The organism is Frankia sp. BMG5.60, assembly GCF_059428125.1.
On sequence record NZ_CM182091.1, the window covers coordinates 3,424,106 to 3,437,582 of the forward strand.

Sequence of the window (13,477 nt, forward strand, 5' to 3'; positions counted from 1 at the left end):
CCGGCCGAGGAGGCGTCAGCTCCGCTCGCCAGCCGGGTGGTCCGGGGCGCACCGGGCAGACCTGGCGCCGACGATCTGGTCGCGCAGGCCTACCACGTCCCCGATGACGATGACGGCGGGCGAGCCGATGCCGGCCTCGGCGGCCAGCTCGGCGATGTCCGACAGCGCGCCGGTGAGGACGACCTCGTCGGCGGTCCCCCCGGCGTGGATGACCGCGGTCGGCGTGTCCGGACGCCGGCCGCGCTTGACCAGCTCCCGGCTGATCCCCGCCAGCGCCGCCACACCCATCAGCACGATGACCGTCCCCGGCCCCGTGGCCAGCGCGCCCCAGTCGACGGTGGAGCCGGGATGCGAGGGGTCGACGTGCCCGCTGACGATGGCCACGTCCTGCGTGATGCCACGGTGGGTGACCGGGATGCCGGCTAGCGCCGGGACGGCGACCGCGCTCGTCACCCCGGGGACGATCTCGCACGGCAGCCCGACCTCGGCGCAGGCCAGGGCCTCCTCGCCGCCGCGGCCGAAGACGAACGGGTCGCCGCCCTTGAGCCGCACGACACCGAACCCGCGCCGGCCACGGTCGACGATCACCGCGTTGATCTCGTCCTGGGTCAGGTTGTGGCCGTGCGGCGCCTTGCCGGCGTCGATGATCTCGGCGCCGGGGCGGGTCTCGGCCAGCAGCTCGCGGGGAGCGAGGCGGTCGACCACCACGACGTCCGCGATCCGCAGCAGGCGCAGGCCGCGCACGGTGATGAGATCCGCCCGGCCGGGCCCTCCGCCGACGAGCGCCACCCAACCCCCGGAGGGTCTGTCCACGCCGGTCACCTCCGTCGTTGTTGCCCTGCCGTCCATGCCACTGTCGGCGCGCGGGTCCCGGCGCGACGGCTCTTCCAGTGTGCGGCCTGACCAGCCCGTTCGGGGCGGATCGCGCCTTCCGTGCGAACGCGCTCAGGCCGGACGTGCTCAAGTCGGACCTGCTCAGGCCGGACGTGCTCAGGCCGGACGTGCTCAGGCGATGTGCCGGGCCGCGCCCGCCGGGCCGACGAGGACGCGGCCGGCCCGCACCTCGACCGGATGGACCGGGATGCGCACTCCATCGGCGTCCAAGCATTCGCCCGTGACCAGGTCGAACGCCTGCTTGTGCAACGGAGAGAAGACGACCGCGCGGTCACCGCGGGAGCCGACGAGACCCCGGCAGAGCACGTTGGCCCGGGAGATCGGGTCGGTGTTGCCGACCGCGACGACCGGCCCGTCGCTGAGCCGGAACACGGCGACCTGCGCGCCGTCGATGAGCGCGCCGGCCCCCCGGTCCGGGGTGAGATCCTCCAGGGCACAGACATCGGTCCAGTTCACGCTGACCTCCAGGTGATCTCGGCGGGGTCCGGCAGGGCGCGTGCCGGCGTCGTGGCGGGGGCGGCGGCGGACTCGTGCGGGCCGGGCTGGCGCACGACCGGCAGGGTCGTCCCGGCGATCAGCGCCGCCCGCTCGCCGTCGCGGGCCGGCCGGGGCTGGCCGCGGTCGAGCACGTGGAGGATGTCCGGGTCGGACGTGTCGGGAGCGTTGACGAACGAGGTGAACCGGCGCAGCGCCACCGGGTCGGCCAGCGTCGCCTTCCATTCGTCCTGGTAGGTGTGGACGTGGTGGGCCATGGCCGCGTCCAGCTCGGCGCAGATGCCCAGCGAGTCCTCGACGATCACCTCACGGACGTGCGCCAGGCCGCCGTCGAGGCCCTCCACCCACGGCGCGGTGCGCTGCAGGCGGTCGGCGGTACGCACGTAGAACATGAGGAACCGGTCGATGTAGCGGACGAGGGTCTCGGTGTCGAGGTCGGCGGCGAACAGCTCCGCGTGCCGCGGCCGGAAACCGCCGTTGCCGCCCAGATAGAGGTTCCAGCCGAGGTCCGTGGCGATCACGCCGACGTCCTTGGAGCGAGCCTCGGCGCATTCCCGGGCACAGCCGGAGACCGCCATCTTGATCTTGTGGGGTGAGCGCAGCCCGCGGTAGCGCAGTTCGAGGTCGATGGCGAGGGTGGTGGAGTCCTGCACGCCGTAGCGACACCAGGTCTCCCCCACGCAGGACTTCACCGTGCGCAGCGACTTGCCGTAGGCGTGCCCGGACTCCAGCCCGGCGTCGGTGAGCCGCTTCCAGATCTTCGGCAGGTCCTCGGCGCGGGCGCCGAGCAGGTCGATGCGCTGACCACCGGTGATCTTGGTGTAGAGGCGGAAGTCGCGGGCCACCTCGCCGATGAGGATGAGCGCCTCCGGGGTGACCTCGCCGCCGGGCAGCCGGGGGATGACCGAGTACGTCCCGTCCTTCTGCATGTTCGCCAGCATGTGGTCGTTGGTGTCCTGCAGCGCGGCCCGCTCGCCGTCGAGGATGTAGCCGTTGTGGATCGAGGCGAGGATCGACGCGACCACCGGCCGGCAGACCTCGCAGCCCCGGCCCCGCCCGTGCTCGGCGATGAGCTGGGAGAACGTCGTGATCCCACGGACGCGGACGAGCTCGAACAGCTCGGCTCGGCTGTGGTCGAAGTGCTCGCACAGGGCCGTGGAGACCTCGATGCCGGCGGCGGCGAGCTGCTGGCCGAGGATCGTCTTCAGCATCGGCACGCAGCTTCCGCAGCTCGTGCCCGCGTTCGTGCAGCCCTTGATCCCGGCGACGTCGGTCAGCCCGTGGTCGCTGATCGCCGTGCAGATCTGGCCGTGGGTGACGTTGTTGCACGAGCAGATCTGTGCCTCGGCCGGCAGCGCCACGCCGGCGCCGGCACCGTCGCCGGCCGGCAGGATCAGCCGCGCCGGGTCGTCCGGGACCGCGCCGGCAGCGCCGACGAGCGCCCGCAGGGTGCCGTACTCGCCGGCGTCGCCGACGAGGATGCCGCCGAGCACGCTGGCCGCGTCGTCGGAGAGCACCAGCTTCTTGTAGACCCCGGTGACCGGGTCCGCGAACGTGATCGGCAGCGCGCCGGGCGTCGTGCCGAAGGCGTCGCCGAAGCTCGCCACGTCCACGCCGAGCAGCTTGAGCTTGGTGGACAGATCCGCGCCGGCGAAGGTCGCCGCGCCGCCGAGCAGCCGGTCGGCGACGACCTCGGCCATCGCGTAGCCGGGGGCGACCAGCCCGTAGACCCGCCCGGCCGCCGCCGCGCACTCGCCGATCGCGTAGATGTGCTCGTCGCCGGTGCGGCAACCCTCGTCGACGACGACGCCGCCCCGCTCGCCGACGGCCAGGCCGCACCCGCGGGCCAGCTCGTCGCGGGGGCGGATGCCCGCGGAGAACACGACGACGTCGGCGTCGAGGCCGGCCAGGCCCTCGGGGTGACGGCCGAAGACGAGCCGGGCGACCCGGCCGGCGGCGTCGGCCTCGATCCGCTCCGTGGCGGTGTCGGTGTGCACGCCGATCCCGAGGCCGGTGATGTGGGCGCGCAGCGTCTGCCCGCCGGCGTCGTCGACCTGCGCGGGCATCAGCCGGGGGGCGAACTCGACGACGTGGGTGGTCAGGCCCAGGCTGCGCAGGGCGTTCGCCGCCTCCAGGCCGAGCAGGCCGCCACCGATGACCACGCCGGTGCCGGTACGGCTCGACCGCGCCGACGCGCTGATCGCGTCCAGGTCCTCGATGGTGCGGTACACGTGGCAGCCGGCGGCCTCGCGCCCGGGAACCGGCGGGACGAACGGGGAGGACCCGGTGGCGAGCACCAGGGCGTCGTAACGGTAGGTGTGCCCGGGGGCGGTGCGCACCGTGCGGGCGGCCCGGTCGACGGCGACGACGGGTTCACCGAGGCGCACCCGCAGCCGGGGATGATCGAGGAAGCCGGCCTCGACCAGGCTCAGGTCGTCCGCCGTCGACCCGGTGAAGTAGGCCGACAGGCCGACCCGGTCGTAGGCCGGCCGTGGCTCCTCGGCCAGGACGGTGACGTCCCAGACCTGCCCGGCGTCCCGTTCCCGCAGCGCCTCGCACAGCCGATGGCCGACCATTCCGTGACCGACGACCACCAGCGACCGAGCAGACATCCGCGCACCACCCATGTCCCATGTCCGATCCAGGGACCCGCCGCCCTCGGCGGGACCCGCTACGGTCGCTGACCGTACGAGCGGCGGATGTCGTTGCCGACTCAGGTCAACGTCGGCGCGGAAACAAGGCACGCACCCCCGGCCGCGGCCGGATGTGAGACGCCCGCGGCCCGGCCGGGGTGGGCGTCACGGGGCCGGAACGACGTCGATTAACCGCGCCGTTGCATGCGGGTAAGCGTCCGGACATCGGGGTGCCTGATTCTTCCAGGGACCTGAGATCGGCGTGGGTCCACGGGCCAGGAGGTCGTTGTCTTGCCAACTCTCAGTTCCGGACGGCCCGAACCCGGCGATGCGTCCGGCGCGGAGGGCTGCTCCGGCCCCTCCCCCGGCGCCGAGGCCGCCGAAGTCACCGAGGCCGGCGGGGATATCGAGGCCGGCGGGGCTGCCAAGGCCGGCGGGGCTGCCGAGGATTCGGCGGTGGCGCAGCCGACGCGGGTGACGGAGCTGCCTCCGCTGCTCGGGTTCACCGTCGGGATCACCGCCGCCCGGCGCCGCGACGAGCTCGCCAGCCTGCTCGAACGGCGCGGCGCCCGGGTGGTGCAGGCGCCGGCTCTGCGCATCGTCCCGCTTGCGGACGACGGAAAGCTGCTCGCTGCCACCCGGGCCTGCCTCGCCGGGCGCCTCGACGTGGTGATCGCCACGACGGCGATCGGCTTTCGCGGCTGGCTGGAGGCCGCCGAGGGCTGGGGCCTCGGCGACGGTCTGCGCGACCGGCTGGCGCAGGCCCGGCTGTTCACCCGCGGGCCCAAGGTGACCGGTGCGGTCCGGGCGGCGGGGCTGACCGAGTGCTGGTCGCCCCGGTCGGAGTCGGGCGCGGAGCTGATGGCCCATCTCCTCGACACCGACCTCGCCGGCCTGCGCATCGCCGTGCAGCTACACGGCGAGCCGCTGCCGGACATGATCGAGGGGCTGCGCGCCGCCGGAGCGGAGGTGGTCGAGATCCCGGTGTACCGGTGGGAGCCGCCCGAGGACCTGCGCCCGGTCCGGCGGATGGTGGAGCTGATCGTCACCGGCGGCGTGTCCGCGGTGACCTTCACCAGCGCGCCGGCCGTGCTGAGCCTGCTGGGGACCGCGCGGGAGGCCGACCGCCTCGACGAGACACTGGCCGCGCTGCGCGCCGACGTGCTGGCCGCCTGCGTGGGACCGGTGTGCGCCGCGCCGCTCGTCCGGGTGGGGATCCCCGTCGTGACGCCGGAGCGTTACCGCCTGGGAGCACTCGTGCGCACGCTGTCCGACGAGCTGCCGCGCCGACGGGTGCGCACCGTCGAGGCCGCCGGGCACGTGCTGCGGGTGCAGGGCACGGCGGTGATCGTCAACGGGGAGCCGGTGATGCTGGCGCCGAAGACGGCGGCGGTGCTCGACGCCCTCACCGAGCGTCCCGGTCGGGTGCTCTCCCGCGCGGAGCTGCTCCGCCGCACGGGCACCGCGGGGCTGACGGACGAACACGCGGTGGAGATGACCGTCGCCCGCCTGCGCACGGCGCTCGGCCCGGCCGGCCGCGCGGTGGAGACCGTCATCAAGCGGGGCTACCGGCTAGCGATCGCCTGAGGCCGGGGCGCGGCCGGGACCGGGGCTGGACTGGGACTGGGTCCGGAGGGACGGAGTCCCGAGAGCCTGGGTCCCGAGAGCCTGGGTCCCGAGAGCCGAGGGCCGGACCGAAAGCCCTCGGGCGGCAACAGCGGCGTGTTCCGGCCGTAGGCGAGCGGGCTTTTCGCCGTTCACCAGCTGCCGTCGGACGACGTCATCGGAAAACGGCGTGCGCATCCGCATGGGCACGTTTCGCCACTCCGCTGCCGGATCGGCGGTCAGCCGCCCCGACCGAGCCGCCAGCGCGCCGCGCGATATGCCCGCCAGCCGGACCGCAACCCGCGCCGGGCACTTGTGAGCGCATCGCGGTGCCCGAGGGAAACCAGCCGCAGGATGTCGGCCGCCCCGGCCGCCCGGTCCACCACCAGCCGGCTGATGCCGAAACGGGACTGGGTCGGCTGATGCAGTCGGTAACCGACCTCGCAGGCCGAATCGAATCCGGCCGCCGCGACCACGTGCCGAACCGACGCGCAGTGGTATCCGAATGGATAGGAGAAACTGTCCGGGCTGCGCCCGGTCTTCTCCTCGATCATGCGCCGGCTGGCGGTCACGTCATATCGGGCGAGGGCCGTGGGCACCACGTCCAGTTCGAGATGGCGATGACCGTGCGAGCCCAGTTCGATGCCCTCCCCCGCGAGGTCGGCCAGGTCGGACCAGCCCAGCAACGGGAGATTGCGCTCGCTGTAGCCGTCCAGCCAGGTGGCGCGCCGGCCGGCGTAGGCGGTCGGGATGTAGACGGTGGCGCCGGCGTCGGCCGTCTGCAAGGCCGGCAGGGCCGTCGTCACGAAATCCTCGAAGCCGTCGTCGAAGGTGATGGCCACCTGCCGGCGGTGCGGGTGCGCGAGGGCGTCGGTGAGCCCGGTGAGGTGGTAGCCGCCGGCCGCGAGCGCGCCGAGCTGCTCGGCGAACAGGCCCGGCGGGACCTCCCAGCGCCGGAAGTCGGCACTCACGGAGTCACCCACGCTGTGGTACATCAGGACGGGCAGGGGCATCGGGGGCGCCTCGTCCAGCACGCCGGAGGCGGCACCGGGCAGCGCGGTCGCCAGGGTGGTCACCTCGTTCCCGTACCCGCGACGATCGCCGCCATGCCCGGATCCAGCCGGACATTTCCGTGCATATACCTGTGTGCATTCATCTGCAGGGACACAGGCCGTACTCCCTCCGCGACGACGGTGCGCAATCGTGGACGAACAGGTGACACGGGCGAACATCCCATCGAGTGAAGTAGTGCGCGAACCAGCTCAGGAGGCCGAAACTAAAACATCGAACGGTCCGCGAACTACCCGGGACTCTACACGCGCATACCGGGCGTGCCAATGGCATCGGGAGATCCGCCGGAGACGTCACCCGAGGGTGGTCTGCACGGTCCCGACCCACTCGCCGCACGGCCCGGATCAGGCCGCCGGTCGGATCACTGCCATTTCACCGGGTGTTCATCGCGGATACGGCCGAATTCAAAGCCGCCCGGTAAATCGGGGGAACACGGATGGGTGATCCCCCGGAAGGCATGACCGACGAGCACGAAAGGCGCCGGCCGGGGCGGACGGAATCCTTTCGATCGACCGACCCGCGCGGGCCTAGGGGTCAGGCGGGAACAGCATCGGCCGTTGGGGCGGATATTCTCACGCCTGGTTCTCGACGGCCCGCCGCCACCGGATCTCGGCATCGATGAAATCGTCGAGCTCACCGTCGAGTACACCGCCGGTGTTCGAGGTCTCGGTGTCGGTGCGCAGGTCCTTCACAAGCTGGTAGGGATGCAGGACGTAGTTGCGGATCTGCGATCCGAAGGAGACGTCCTGGGGGCCGCCGGTGATGCGCTGCTTCGCCGCGGCCTCCTCGGCGCGGCGGCGCTCCAGGAGCTTCGCCTGCAGCACGATCATCGCGGCGGCCTTGTTCTGAAGCTGGCTGCGCTCGTTCTGGCAGGTGACCACGATGTTGGTGGGCAGGTGGGTGATACGGACCGCCGAGTCGGTCGTGTTGACCCCCTGGCCGCCCGGGCCGGAGGACCGGAAGATGTCGATCCGCAGGTCCTTGTCGTCGATGTCGACGTGGTCGGACAGCTCGACGACCGGGGTCACCTCGACGCCGGCGAAGGAGGTCTGCCGCCGGTTCTGGTTGTCGAACGGCGAGATGCGCACGAGCCGGTGCACCCCGTGCTCGCTGCGCAGCGTCCCGTAGGCATAGGGGGCCTTGACCTGGAAGGTGGCGGACTTCAGGCCCGCCTCCTCGGCCTCGGAGGTATCGAAGACCTCGGTGGGGTAACCGTGGCGCTCGGCCCAGCGCAGGTACATCCGCAGCAGCATCGCCGTCCAGTCGGCGGCGTCGACGCCGCCGGCACCCGCGGAGAGCTGCACGATCGCGTCCCGCTCGTCGAACTCGCCGGACAGCAGGGTGCGCACCTCCAACGCGGAGATGTCGCCGCTCAGCGCCGGCAGATCGGCCGCGGCCTCGGCGAGCAGGTCGTCGTCGCCGAGATCCGCGGCGGCGGCGATGTCGTCGAGCCGGCGGCGCAGCCCCTCCACGCGGGAGATGTCCCCGCGGGTCGACGACAGCCGCCGGGTGACGACCTGCGCCCGGTCCTGGTCGGACCACAGGTCGGGGTCCGCGGCCTGCCGCTCCAGCTCCTCGGCGCGACGGCGCAGCCCCTCCACGTCGAGAACGGACTCGATGCCGCTCAGCGTGGCATCGAGCTGCTTGATCTCCTCGGACAGGTCGACGGCCATGCTGTTCACCTTACCGGCGGCTCCCGCCGACCACAGGCAGGACTGATCTTGACCCGACCGCGGCGGACCACGGCGGCCGGGCCGGCCGTCCCCCGGCGCGGGGCCGATCGGGGCGACGGGAGATCGTCCGTCCACGAACCAACCGACCGCCACAGACGGCCGGCGGCCGCAGCCGACGCCACCCGCTGCCGTCGCGCCGACACCGGGCGGGGGTCGTGAAAAGCCACGTCGATGAAACATGCAAAGCCGTGGCGACATCAGCCCGAAACACGGGATGCGGACTCGTGAATATCCGGCCAACCGACACCCGCACCGCGGACAATCCAGACGGTAACCGCACCACCTACCCCGGCGGGCCACCGCCAGGACGCAGGTCGACGCCAATCCCACGGAGAGACCTGTCCCACATCGCGGAGCGCACACGATCCCGCGCGTTTGTCGTCCCCGAACGATATCTTTGACAGCGGCGCTTCGCAGACGAATTCGCCGGGCACCTGGTTCCGCGGGGCAACGTGGTCCCGCCGGCCACCGGGCCGCCACCAGGTCATGGTCAGGAGTCCGACGAACACGGACACATGGTTAATGCGGGCCGCCCGGAGGCGGAACAGTCAGTGCCGGGCCGCTTGTCAGGGAAAGCGAGGGAGGCCGCCATGGGAACCCAGCTCAGTCAGCAGACCGACCGGGGCGCGCAGTTAGACCTGGCGGTTCACCGTCCCGTCGCGCTTCGCCGGCAGGCAGACGGCGGCGCGATCACCCCCACCCGAGCACGAAGGGTGCCATCGTGTCCGAAGTCTCGAACCGGCGGTCCGTGCTGGTCGCCACCGGCCTCGCGGCGGTGGGCTCCATGAGCCTGGGAGCCGACGCCGCCCCGGACGCCGCCGGGTTGCACGACGCCTGCGCCGCCGCGCTGAACGCCGCGGTGGATGCCTACGAGACCACCGATCTCAGCGCGACGGCCGCGGCCCTCGTCCCTCTCGAACGCACTACCAGGGCGGTGCCCCGCGAGCACCGGCTGCGTGGGCGGGCCGCCCTGGACTGGATGCGCCTGCACGCCGCCGTGACGACCGCCGCGGCGGCTGTGGCGTACGACCGCGGCCAGCACGCCGACGCCGCCACCCGGGCGGACCGCGCCGCCGCCCTCGCCCGCGCCGCCGGCGACGGGCCGCTCGCCGCGCGGGCGCTTGCCCTGCGCGCGCGGATGGTTCGCCCGCACAGCCCGGCGGTCGCCCTGCAGATCGCCGGGGTGGCCGCGCGGATAGCCGGGTTCAGCCCCACCCGCGCGCTCATCGCCGGCAAGGTCGTCACGAGCGCGTGCGCGGCCACCGGCGACACCCCCGGGGTGCGCGACGCGGTGGCCCGCGCCTGGCAGACGATGGAACGCCTCGGCGACGACGACTTCGGCTCCCCCGGGTTCGCCCTGGAGACGTACTCTCCGGCGGACCTCGCGCTGGCCTGCGCCGAGGCGCTGACCACCGTGGGCGCCGCGGACGAGGCCACCCCGCACCTGGAGCGGGCCGAGACGCTCATCGCCGGCTCCGGCCAGACCGGCATGGTGGTCTCGGTGCGGATGGCGCAGGCCCGCGCCGCGCTCGCCCGGGAGATCCCCGACCGGGACGAGGCCGCCGCCTACGCCGGCCAGGCGGTGACCCTGTCCGCCGGTCGGCCGGCGCAGTGGCTGGCCCGGCTCGTGCGCGACGTCTCCGAGCTGGCCGACCTGCGCACCGGGCAGGGCCTGGACGATCTCGTCGACGCCACCACGCCCTGGCTGCGCGAGAGCTGGGAGGACGACCGAGGCCCGCAGCGGCCGGCGGCGCGCTTCGGCGTCCCCGGCCCGAGCGGCGTCATGGTGCAGCGGGCTGGCGGACCACCGACTGTGCCTGTGCCCCGGCCCGCACCGTGACCGGCCCGACCCCGAGATAGCCCACGACCGGCAGGTCGACCACGCGCGAACCCTCCACCTCCACCGTCGTCGCGTCGACGAGGCTGGAGGTGAGGGTCGTGCGGCCGCTCGGGTCGGACTGCCGCTGGTACTGCTCCACGGTCGCGTTGATGTCCGCGAGCGGGAGTTCCTGGAAGGCGTCCGTCGCCGTGTAGATCGCGTTCTCGTCGATGCGCTGCGCGGCCGCGAGCGCCGCGCCGTCCGCGGCCGAGGCGACCGAACGGCGGGCCAGGTAGACGGCGGACACGTCGGTCACGACGACGACCAGCATCGCGGCGACCATCAGGTAGCCGAGCGTGAGGATGAGGATCGTCCCGCCATCGGCGCCGCCGGTCGCGGCCTGATCGCCGGGCGCGGCCCCATCGCCGGTCGCCGGGTTCCGCCGCAGGTCACCAGGCATGTGCTTCTCCCCGTCCGGGATCGCCGGGCGCCCCACACCGGCGTCCTTCGCCGATCCGCCGCCCGGCATCCCCGCATTATAGGAGAATGCGCCACGTACGGATCACGCGGCGCGCATACCTCCCCGGGGGACGAAGGACCATGGCTGAAGGGTCGCCGGGGATGCTCGTCGCGGAGCGTTTCCGGCTGGTCGAGATGCTCGGCCGGGGCGGGTTCGGGACCGTGTGGCGGGCATTCGACGAAAAGCTGCGGGCCGATGTGGCCCTGAAGGGAATTCGGCGCCCGGCCGATCTGTCCCAGGCCGAACGGGACGAGATCGAGACCCGACTGGAACGGGAATGCCAGATCTCCGCCACGCTGCGGAAATGCCCGCATGTCCTCACGACCTTGGATGTCGTCCGGGATGTGGATGACGATCCGTGGATTGTCATGGACTATTACCCGTCCCAGTCGTTGCGGGCGGTGCTCGACCGGGAGGGACGGCTGACCCTGGCCGAGACCGCGGCGATCGGAACGTGTGTGCTGGCGGCCCTCGCGGCCGCGCACGCGGCGGGGGTCGTACACCGCGACGTCACCCCGGCGAACATCCTGCTGGGCACGGACGGCTCGGCCCGGCTGACCGACTTCGGGGCGGCGTTTCGCATGACCGATCAGCGGGTCACCGTCGGTGCTCTCGGCGGGACCGACGGCGTCGCGCCGGGGGTGCGGACCGGGCGCGCCCCGCAGCCCGGCACCGACGTGTTCGCGCTCGGGTTCACGATGTTCACCGCCGCCGAGGGCCACCCGCCCTTCGATCCCACGAGCTCGGCCGATTCCACGAGCTCGGCCGATCCCGCGGCCTGGGCCGATCCCGCGCTGGCGCAGTCCGGACGGGCGACGACAACCAGGCTGTCCGGCCCACTCGGCCCGCTGTTCGACCAGATGCTCGCCCCCGACCCGGCCACGCGGCCCACCGCCGACCAGGCGCTCGACGCGATCTGGGAGTTCCTCGACGGCGCCGCCGGTGACGCGACCGCAGACCCGCACGCCACGGAACCCTTCGACAGCACCGAGGACCTCGCCGGCACAGAACCCCTCAACGGCACAGAGCCCCTCAACGGCACAGAGGCCCTCGATGACACAGAGGCCCTCGATGACACAAAGGACCTCGCCGGCGCGGAGGACCTCGGCCCGGCGGAAGACCCGGGCGGGACGGGCGACCTCGACGGGAGGGGGGTCACGGAAGGGCAGGCGGAGCAGGGGCTGGGCGAGGGTGCGGCGAGTTTTCCCGAGCGGCGGATCTCGCGGGTCGTGCTGCTCGCGACGGGCCTGGTCCTGCTGTTCGCGTCCGGAATCGTGCCCGCCGGTCTCGGGGGTGATTTCAACCTCTGGGATCCCTGGCATCTGCTCTCGGTCGCCGTGCCGGTCGTCGCCGCGTTCGCGTTGTTCTGGCGAGCCGCGCAGCCCACGGGACATCTCGCGATCGACGCGGATCGGATCTCGGTGGAATGCGGGTGGTACCACTTCACCATGCACTGGAGCCGGATAGACGCGGCTCGGGTCGCAGCCGGAAAACTCGCCGTAACCCTGATGGAAGTGGACATACCACTACAGTCTTCACAGTACGGGCGAATCTGGCCGTTGCCGCGCTACAACGCCCGCACCGGCGTGCTCACCGTCTGCCGGCTCTCCCGCTTCCGGGGCGCCACCCCGACGGCCGTCGCCGCGGCCCTCGACGCCACCGCCTGGCCCCACGTCTGACGACCAGCCCAGGACGCGGGTCGCGTCCTGATCGCGACGAATCTGCCGCGTGCTGTCAGGTCGCGGCGAGGCGGTCGACGAGCACGGCGATGCCGTCGAGCAGGCGGGCGAGCCCGAAGTCGAACTCGCCGTCCATGTCGTCGTCATCGTCGAGCGAGCCGGAATCGATCGCGCGCTGCAACGAGGGGAACCGCGCCGGATCGATGAGCCGCGAGAGCAGCGCGCCGTAGCCCGGCATCATCTTCTCCCCGCCGGACGCCGCCTGGAGGTCGGCGGACAGCGTCGCCTCGTTGCGGACGAATCCGCTCAGTAGCAGCACCGAGGACAGTTTCTGCTGCTCCGTCAGGGGAGTGTGCGCCAGGCAGCGCAGGCCGTCGTCCATCCAGGCGACCATGTTCGGGCCGAGCGGCGGGGTGCTGATCGGGACGCGCAGGGCCCAGGGATGACGGTGGTACGCCGCCCGCGCGCCCTGGGCCCAGCGGCTCAGGCCCGCCCGCCAGCCGTCGTCGGGCTCGCGGGGGCCGGGCGGCCTGCCCATCGCGGCATCCACCATCAGCAGCAGCAGCTCGTCCTTGGCGGCGACGTAGCGGTAGAGCGACATGGTCGCGGCGCCGAGCTCGGCGGCGACCCGGCTCATCGACAGAGCGCCGATGCCGTCGGCCTGCGCGACATCGACCGCGGCGGACACGATGCGCTCCAGGCTGAGCCCGCGGCGGGGACCTCGACTCGGCCGCTCCCGGATCCCCCAGAGCATCTCGACGGCCGGTGGAAGGGGGAAGGCGCCGGCCGCCGCTGGCCCGCCGCCCGCGGCGGAGGCTGCGCCGGCCGAGGCTGCGGGCGCGCCGGCGGGGGGCGGGGGCGCGCTGGCGGGGGGCGGGGAAGCGCCGGCCGGGCCGCTGCCCGTTTCGGGGCTGCTGGCCATCGTCACCTCCGCGCTGCGTCAGGGATCCGACAGCCGCCCTTCGCCGCACCGCCGTTGACGCCATCCTAGATCTGCGTACCATCTACGCTATTGAACGTACGCCATA

General features: G+C 72.9%; 10 protein-coding genes. 3 read left to right on the top strand and 7 right to left on the bottom strand.

Translation table 11 applies throughout. The features are described from left to right. Positions 1-15: 15 nt before the first annotated feature. From cobA to nirB, 3 genes are all read right to left on the bottom strand, one after another. On the bottom strand, positions 16-849 hold the full coding sequence (gene cobA / locus AC5R91_RS13705) for a uroporphyrinogen-III C-methyltransferase (RefSeq protein ID WP_495397529.1): 834 nt from the start codon (positions 847-849) through the stop codon (positions 16-18). Between the two features lie 156 nt (positions 850-1,005). After that, positions 1,006-1,350, bottom strand: coding sequence for a nitrite reductase small subunit NirD (gene nirD, locus AC5R91_RS13710; protein WP_495397530.1), 345 nt, complete (start codon positions 1,348-1,350; stop codon positions 1,006-1,008). Further along, positions 1,347-4,001, bottom strand: a complete 2,655-nt coding sequence (gene nirB / locus AC5R91_RS13715; protein WP_495397531.1) for a nitrite reductase large subunit NirB — start codon at positions 3,999-4,001, stop codon at positions 1,347-1,349. The genes nirD and nirB overlap by 4 nt, the downstream gene beginning before the upstream one ends. 312 nt (positions 4,002-4,313) lie before the next feature. Between nirB and AC5R91_RS13720 the strand changes: the two genes are divergently transcribed. Then, positions 4,314-5,609: a uroporphyrinogen-III synthase gene (locus tag AC5R91_RS13720; protein ID WP_495397532.1), complete on the top strand. Its 1,296-nt coding sequence runs from the start codon at positions 4,314-4,316 to the stop codon at positions 5,607-5,609. A gap of 257 nt (positions 5,610-5,866) precedes the next feature. Here AC5R91_RS13720 and AC5R91_RS13725 read toward each other — a convergent pair whose 3' ends face one another. Beyond that, positions 5,867-6,703 (bottom strand): polysaccharide deacetylase family protein, encoded by an 837-nt coding sequence (locus tag AC5R91_RS13725; RefSeq protein WP_495397533.1) that lies wholly within the window; start codon positions 6,701-6,703, stop codon positions 5,867-5,869. A 567-nt stretch (positions 6,704-7,270) separates the two neighbouring features. After that, the gene (prfB, locus tag AC5R91_RS13730) at positions 7,271-8,371 is read right to left on the bottom strand and encodes a peptide chain release factor 2 (protein ID WP_495397534.1); all 1,101 of its coding nucleotides are present in this window, start codon (positions 8,369-8,371) and stop codon (positions 7,271-7,273) included. A 781-nt stretch (positions 8,372-9,152) separates the two neighbouring features. Between prfB and AC5R91_RS13735 the strand changes: the two genes are divergently transcribed. After that, positions 9,153-10,271: a hypothetical protein gene (locus tag AC5R91_RS13735; RefSeq protein WP_495397535.1), complete on the top strand. Its 1,119-nt coding sequence runs from the start codon at positions 9,153-9,155 to the stop codon at positions 10,269-10,271. Here AC5R91_RS13735 and AC5R91_RS13740 read toward each other — a convergent pair. Then, positions 10,213-10,746, bottom strand: a complete 534-nt coding sequence (locus tag AC5R91_RS13740) for a pilus assembly protein TadG-related protein (RefSeq protein WP_495397536.1) — start codon at positions 10,744-10,746, stop codon at positions 10,213-10,215. The genes AC5R91_RS13735 and AC5R91_RS13740 overlap by 59 nt on opposite strands. Before the next feature lie 104 nt (positions 10,747-10,850). On the opposite strand from AC5R91_RS13740, the gene AC5R91_RS13745 reads away from it, so the two are divergent. Beyond that, complete coding sequence (locus AC5R91_RS13745; RefSeq protein WP_495397537.1) at positions 10,851-12,449, top strand: serine/threonine-protein kinase; 1,599 nt, start codon at positions 10,851-10,853, stop codon at positions 12,447-12,449. Positions 12,450-12,504: 55 nt separating this feature from the next. Here AC5R91_RS13745 and AC5R91_RS13750 read toward each other — a convergent pair whose 3' ends face one another. Beyond that, positions 12,505-13,371, bottom strand: coding sequence for a TetR/AcrR family transcriptional regulator (locus tag AC5R91_RS13750; protein ID WP_495397538.1), 867 nt, complete (start codon positions 13,369-13,371; stop codon positions 12,505-12,507). Positions 13,372-13,477: the final 106 nt, after the last annotated feature.

Coding starts and splice junctions, on each gene's coding strand:
- cobA (WP_495397529.1), bottom strand. CDS start 849: ATGGACGGCAGGGCAACAACGACGGAGGTGACCGGCGTGGACAGACCC.
- nirB (WP_495397531.1), bottom strand. CDS start 4,001: ATGTCTGCTCGGTCGCTGGTGGTCGTCGGTCACGGAATGGTCGGCCAT.
- prfB (WP_495397534.1), bottom strand. CDS start 8,371: ATGGCCGTCGACCTGTCCGAGGAGATCAAGCAGCTCGATGCCACGCTG.
- AC5R91_RS13745 (WP_495397537.1), top strand. CDS start 10,851: ATGGCTGAAGGGTCGCCGGGGATGCTCGTCGCGGAGCGTTTCCGGCTG.
- AC5R91_RS13750 (WP_495397538.1), bottom strand. CDS start 13,371: ATGGCCAGCAGCCCCGAAACGGGCAGCGGCCCGGCCGGCGCTTCCCCG.